Raw genomic sequence first — 6,000 nt, 5'->3', positions numbered from 1 at the left:
GCGCCGAACGCGACAGGAACGCGGTCGACCAGGACGCCCAACACCGTTCGGGCCGCCCGGCTGAACATGTGCAACTCATGCTCAGTCTTTAGGAACGGTTCAGGCTCACCCACTCCTGGGTTGAATCTGGAAGACTCCAGCACGGGAGCATTCTGACGTGGGTGCGGGGATGCCCGAGGGGCAGGGGGAGCCGCTGTGGAACCGATCATCATCGTCCTGATGATGCTGGTGGTGCTCGTCTTCACCACACTCATCAAGGCGATCCACGTCATTCCGCAGGAGAGCGCCGCCATTGTGCAACGCTTCGGCCGCTACACCCGCACCCTGAACGCGGGCCTCAACATCGTCGTGCCGTTCATCGACTCGATCCACAACCGCGTCGACCTGCGTGAGCAGGTCGCGCCGTTCCCGCCGCAGCCGGTGATCACCCAGGACAACCTGGCCGTGAACATCGACACCGTCATCTACTACCGGGTGACCGACGCCCGCGCCGCCACCTACGCGGTCGCCAGCTACATCCAGGCGATCGAGCAGCTGACCGTCACCACCCTGCGGAACATCATCGGCGGCATGCACCTGGAGCGCGCCCTGACCTCCCGCGAGGAGATCAACTGGGCGCTGCGCGGCGTGCTCGACGAGGCCACCGGTCAGTGGGGCATCCGCGTCACCCGCGTCGAGCTCAAGGCCATCGAGCCGCCGCTCTCCATCCAGGACTCGATGGAGAGGCAGAGGCGCGCCGACCATGACAGGCGCGTGGCGATCCTCCAGGCCGAAGGCGAGAAGCAAGCCGCACTGCTCAAAGCGGAGACCCAGCGCGAAGTGGCCGCCATCCTGGCTCGCGACAACGGGGCGAGCAGCACACCGCCGTCGCACATCCGGGTGGATCCACGGCCCGGACATCAGCCACTGAGGCAGGACGATCCTCGCCGTATCGGCCGCTTCCAGCTGACGGCTCGACTGGGTCAAGGAGGGATGGGGACCGTGTATCTCGGTCGATCCCCCGGAGAGCGCCTGGTCGCGGTGAAGGTCATCAAGGCGGAGTTCGCCGCCGATCCCACGTCCCGGCAACGATTCACCCGTGAGATCGAAGCCGCACACAGTGTCAGCGGAATCCACACCGCGTCGGTGGTCGACGCCGATCCCCATTCCGACCCACCCTGGCTGGCCACCGAGTACATCCCCGGCCCCTCGCTGCAGGACGTCCTCGATCAGCACGGCGCCCTGCCCACCAAGACCTTGTACACCCTCGCCGCCGGCGTCGCCGAGGCGCTCGAGCACATCCATGCCCGCGACATCATCCATCGTGACCTCAAGCCCAGCAACATCATCGTCTCCAACGCAGGCCCTCGCGTCATCGACTTCGGAATCGCCCTAGCGGTTGACAGCACCGCGCTCACCCGCGCCAACCACGTCGTCGGCACAGATGGGTTCCGCGCGCCGGAACAGCGCCCCGGCGCGTCGATCACGCCTGCTGTGGACCTCTATGCCTTTGGCGTGGTGCTGTGTCGCAGCGCCGGAGCCGAGCCCTTTACGGAAGACAGCGAGTCCCTCGAGTCCCTGCTGCCGTCCCGCCTCCTCGGCGTCGTCACCCGGTGCCTCGACCATGACCCAAGTCGCCGTCCAACCCCCACCGAGGTACTCGAACAACTCTCCCGGAACGACTCATCGTCCGAAGGCTGGCTGCCTCCTCCCGTGCGCACGATGGTCGATCTGCACAACGCCCCTACTGCCTCGGCTCCTTGAACCGATCACATGCTCGACCTGCGCCTGCCCGCCACCGTCGAGCCGGACGCGGTGCTGCACGCCCCGACCCTGCGCCCCACCCCGAGCGGCCGGATCGCGGTCGACCTGCCGCACCCCGACCGGCCAAAGCGGGGCAAGAACCGCCCCACCCCAGCCGGAAGAACCCCTTCCGCTCTCCCGCCGAAGTCCACCCCGCACCCCGAGGTTCGGATCCCACGACGGCGGCACACGGTCACGCCGCGCCCGAAGTGGACCTTGGCCGCCGGTACCACTTCGTCGCGGCGGTCCTTCAGCGCCTTGTCCGGGCCTGTGATGACGTCCAGGCGCGGTCGAGAAAGTCGGCGATCAGCGGGGCGATCTCGGGCAGATGGGTCTCGAGGGCGAAGTGGCCGGTGTCGAAGAGGTGGAGTTCGGCGTCGGGCAGGTCGCGGAGGTAGGCGCGGGCCCCGGACTCGGGGAAGAAGGGGTCGCGGCTTCCCCAGGTGATGAGAGCGGGTGGGGTGTGCCGGCGCAGCCATGCCTGCCAATGGCCGTAGCGCTCGACGTTGGAGTGGTAGTCGAAGAGCAGTGCCTGCTGGGCCTCCTTGCGGCCCGGCAGGTCCAGGAAGTGCTGGTCGAGGGTCCAGCCGTCCGGGGCGATCAGGTCGGGGCTGGTGACGCCGGTCTCGTACTGGCTGCGGGTGCCGGCGAGGGTGAGCATGTCCCGGATGGTGTCCTCGGCGCCGGAGGTCTCGGGGGTCAGGCCGATGAAGTCGCGGGCCGCGTCTGAGAGCCCTTCCTCGTAAGCGTTGCCGTTCTGCACAACCAGCCCCGCGATCCACTCGGGATGGCGTTCGGCGATGCGGAAGCCGATGGGTGCGCCGAAGTCGAAGACGTACATCACGAACCGGTCCAGGCCGAGGCGCTGGATGAAGCCTTCGGTGATGTCGGCGAGCCGGTCGAATGAGTAGGTGAAGCCGTCCGGTGCCTGGGTGTGGCCGAAGCCGGGGTAGTCCGGGGCGACCAGGCGGTAGCGCGAGCCGAGCAGGTCGATGAGGCTGCGGAATTGGTGAGAGCCGGACGGAAAGCCGTGCAGGAGCAGCAGTACGGGCGCGTCGGCACGATCGGGGAGGGACTCGCGGTAGAAGACGCGGACGCCGTCGACATCTAGGTGGCGATGGGCGGTGCGGGCGGCTGGAGCAAGCATGGCTAATCCTTTGTTTGCCGATTAACGCATTAGGTATAGGCGGATCTGGCTAACATGTCAACGCGTGGATGTACCATTAGTCGTATGAGTGATCTCGTGCCTCTGACCGGAGAACCGCTGGCGCTGGACCTGGTCAACACCCGTCCGGCCATCGGTGACCTGCTCGCGACCCCGGGTGACCTGCGGGCCTGGTGGGCCCTCCAGGCCGACCGCCTCCCGGACGAGGTGCCGCAGGAGGTCACCGCCGCGGATCTGGCCGCCGTGCAGGCCGTACGGGAGCACGCCGCCCGCGCCCTCGATCAGGTCCGCCGAGGTGACGAGCCTCTGGCTGCCGACTTGGAGGCGCTCAACCAGGCGCAGCGTGCCGCGCCGGCGTTCAACGAGCTGGCGTGGAACGGGTCGGCGGTGGCCGCCACGCGCCGACGCGACGGCTCACCGGGTCGGCGGCTGGCCGCCTGCCTCGCGGAGGCCGCCGCCGAACTGCTGGCCGATCCGGCGGTCACCAGGATCCGGGAGTGCGAGGCTGACGAGTGCGTGCTGCTCTTCCTGCCCGCCCATCCGCGCCGCCGCTGGTGCTCGGCCGCACGCTGCGGCAACCGAGTGCGCGTCGCCCGCCACTACCAGCGCCACAAGGCCGGATAGCCTCTGGAACTCACCGAACAGGGCACCCGCATCGCCGACGCCGCCGGTGGCGTCACGGACGAAGGCTGATCGCTTGGCCGTTCGCCGGGCCGGCCGAACTACGCGGCCAAGGGCGGCATCGTCGACCGGCAGTAAAGGAGGCCGCCCGCTGGGAAGCGGGCGGATCCGCAACGCACGGCGGTGCGTGAGGCGCGGATGTCTCCTGGGGCGTGAAGCTCAGGAGGCGGTTGCCGCCTGGTCGGGGCGGCGGTGGCGGCCGTGGGGCGGGGTCTGGGTGTCGTCAGGCGCGGCCTGGCCGCGGTGCTTGCCGTGGGGGTCGTTGGCCCCGGCCGCCTCGTGCGGGCGCGCGTCGGTCGTGTTGGTGCGGGTTTGGGACATGTGGGAAGTCACCCCGTCAAATCGCTGCGTACGGTGCACGGGAGGCCGGCCACGAAGTCAACTCGCCACGACGTCAAGACGACGTCAATACGTGCCACGTAAGCGCCCCGCGGGTGAACGGAACGCACGGCTGCCGCAGCCCCCGCAGGAGTCTAACCAGAGCGTCGATCGCGGACCCAGCGGGGTGGACGGGGCTGACGGGGCTGGTGGGGCAGGGGGGACTGGGGGGATTCGCGGAGTTGCCCCAGGTGGGCGAGTGGTGCCTGCTGCAGCGGTACGGGGCGCGCGGCGGTGCCGGACTCCTGCCTGGAGGCGGGCTCGGGTGCGGGCTCGGGTCTGAGCCGGTGGGCGGGCAGGCGCTCGGGCCCGTGGCCCGTCCCGTGCTCGGTCCCGTGGCCGGGCTCCCGTACGGCGATGGCCGCCCGCTCCGGCACGCGCTCCCGCTCGTGCACCGAAGCGGCCGGTGTCCCAGGCGGCGGCCCGGAGTCCGGTCCGCCCCCGCGCCGGGGTTCCGTCGCCGCCTCACGTCCGGGCTCCGCCTCCGGGCCGGTCTCCTGCTCGACCCCGGCCCAGGAACCCGTCCCGGCCCAGGGCTCGACCCCGGTCTCGCCCGCGGGGGCGGCCGCGGCCCCCGCGGGCGAGACCCGGGTCCACGACGCGATCGCGGCCCCCGCCGACAGGGCCGGCGACAGGGACGGCGACGGCCGTCCCGGCCCCACCAGCCCCAGGGGTCGCGGCAGATCCAGGGACCCCACCACGCGGTCCACCCGCGTGACCTGTGCGACCCGCGCCACCCGCGCCACCCGGGGCGGCTCCGGCGGCTCGGGCATCCGCAGCCGCGCCAGCCCGCACGGCACCTGCCCCGTCGCGTACGGCAGCCGCAGCTCGCCGTCGCGGGTCCACAGGCCCGCGCCCGCCAGCCAGCCCTCCGGCGCCGGGAGTTGTTGCAACCGCCGTTCGGACGGCCGCCACAAGCCCACCCACGGCCGCTCGGTCGGACGGTCGATGCGGAAGGCCACCGCGCACGCCTCCGGGGTCAGGACCTGTCCCGGCTGCACCGCGAAGGGTGTCGCCTCGGCCTGGGCGGGCCGGAGGCAGTCGGGGAACCTGACGGGGCGGGCGCTGCCCAGCACGCCCCACCCCAGCCGCTCGTCCCCGGGCGCGTCGGACCGTACGAGCAGCAGGCCGCTGTCCGGGTCGGCCAGCAGCAGCCGGTCGTCGCTGTCGTCGGTGATCTGCAGCAGCGGACTGGTCTCGCCGTCCCGCCGCAGGTCGACGACCACGGTCTTGGTGCGGCCGTCGAGCCGCCGGTCGAGGGCGAGCAGCCGTCCCGTACGGTCCAGCCAGATGCCTCCCGTGCAGCGGCCGGGCAGCTCGGCCAGGTGCTGCGGCCCGAAGCCGCCGCCGTGCACCAGCCAGACGGAGGTCGACCGCTCGCCGTGGCCGAGCGCGAAGGCGGCCGAGCCGCCGGGCGCGGGCGGCAGCAGCGACAGTTCGGCGCATTCGATGGCGCCCAGCGGCCGCTCGCCGGTGCCGGGGCCGGCGGGGTAGAGCAGGGAGAGGGTGTGGCGGCCGGCCACCCGGCGGCGGATGAGCACCTGCCCGTCGGCCAGGGGCAGCACCTCGCTGTCCGGCTCCTCGGGCTGGGCCGCGGGCAGCGGCACCGCGTACGGCTCGGGTCCGTCGAGCGTCCAGCGCTCGGGGAACCAGCAGCCCGACTCGCCGCTGAGCGCGAGCCGGGCGCCGTACGAACCGTCCGCGGCGATCGTGAACGCCGCTCGGCGCCGGTGTGCGGTGCCTTGGGCACCGGTGGGGCCTGCGGCGAGCGCGGCATCGAAGGCACAGGCTGTCGTCATTCAGTCACCTCCGGCCACTGAACGTAGTTATCGCACTCCCTGCCGAACACCGAAATCGGCTCGCTTCACACGTAAGTGTGTCTGTTGCCCGATTCGCCTGAGAAGTCGTGCCGGGCTGTGCTGCGCGCCGGACCACCTGCTGCCACCCGGCTGGCGCTACCCGACCACGGCGTCGCGCTGCGTAGCGCTGAGTGA

At 71.3% G+C, this 6,000-nt stretch carries 5 protein-coding genes and 1 pseudogene; 3 read left to right on the top strand and 3 right to left on the bottom strand.

The annotated features are described in order from the left end of the window. Positions 1-195: 195 nt before the first annotated feature. Positions 196-837, top strand: a pseudogene (locus PV419_RS50365) (SPFH domain-containing protein); the annotation flags it as partial. Continuing rightward, positions 820-1,743: a serine/threonine-protein kinase gene (locus tag PV419_RS50360; RefSeq protein ID WP_319700811.1), complete on the top strand. Its 924-nt coding sequence runs from the start codon at positions 820-822 to the stop codon at positions 1,741-1,743. The pseudogene PV419_RS50365 and the gene PV419_RS50360, both read left to right, overlap by 18 nt. A gap of 289 nt (positions 1,744-2,032) precedes the next feature. Here the strand turns inward: PV419_RS50360 and PV419_RS50355 are convergent, their stop codons facing one another. After that, positions 2,033-2,929 (bottom strand): alpha/beta hydrolase, encoded by an 897-nt coding sequence (locus tag PV419_RS50355; protein ID WP_319700808.1) that lies wholly within the window; start codon positions 2,927-2,929, stop codon positions 2,033-2,035. Positions 2,930-3,013: 84 nt separating this feature from the next. Between PV419_RS50355 and PV419_RS50350 the strand changes: the two genes are divergently transcribed. Beyond that, the gene (locus PV419_RS50350) at positions 3,014-3,571 is read left to right on the top strand and encodes a CGNR zinc finger domain-containing protein (protein WP_319700807.1); all 558 of its coding nucleotides are present in this window, start codon (positions 3,014-3,016) and stop codon (positions 3,569-3,571) included. 216 nt (positions 3,572-3,787) lie between these two features. On the opposite strand, the gene PV419_RS50345 is transcribed toward PV419_RS50350, so the two are convergent. Further along, a complete protein-coding gene (locus PV419_RS50345; protein ID WP_319700806.1) occupies positions 3,788-3,949 on the bottom strand; it encodes a hypothetical protein in 162 nt (53 codons plus the stop codon). A gap of 152 nt (positions 3,950-4,101) precedes the next feature. Then, complete coding sequence (locus tag PV419_RS53645; protein WP_415925547.1) at positions 4,102-5,805, bottom strand: hypothetical protein; 1,704 nt, start codon at positions 5,803-5,805, stop codon at positions 4,102-4,104. Positions 5,806-6,000 lie beyond the last annotated feature (195 nt).

It is taken from the genome of Streptomyces sp. ME19-01-6 (assembly GCF_033793745.1).
GTDB lineage: Bacteria > Actinomycetota > Actinomycetes > Streptomycetales > Streptomycetaceae > Streptomyces.
The sequence above is the reverse complement of the archived record's forward strand: the minus strand, read 5'-3'. Positions and strand labels throughout refer to the sequence as shown.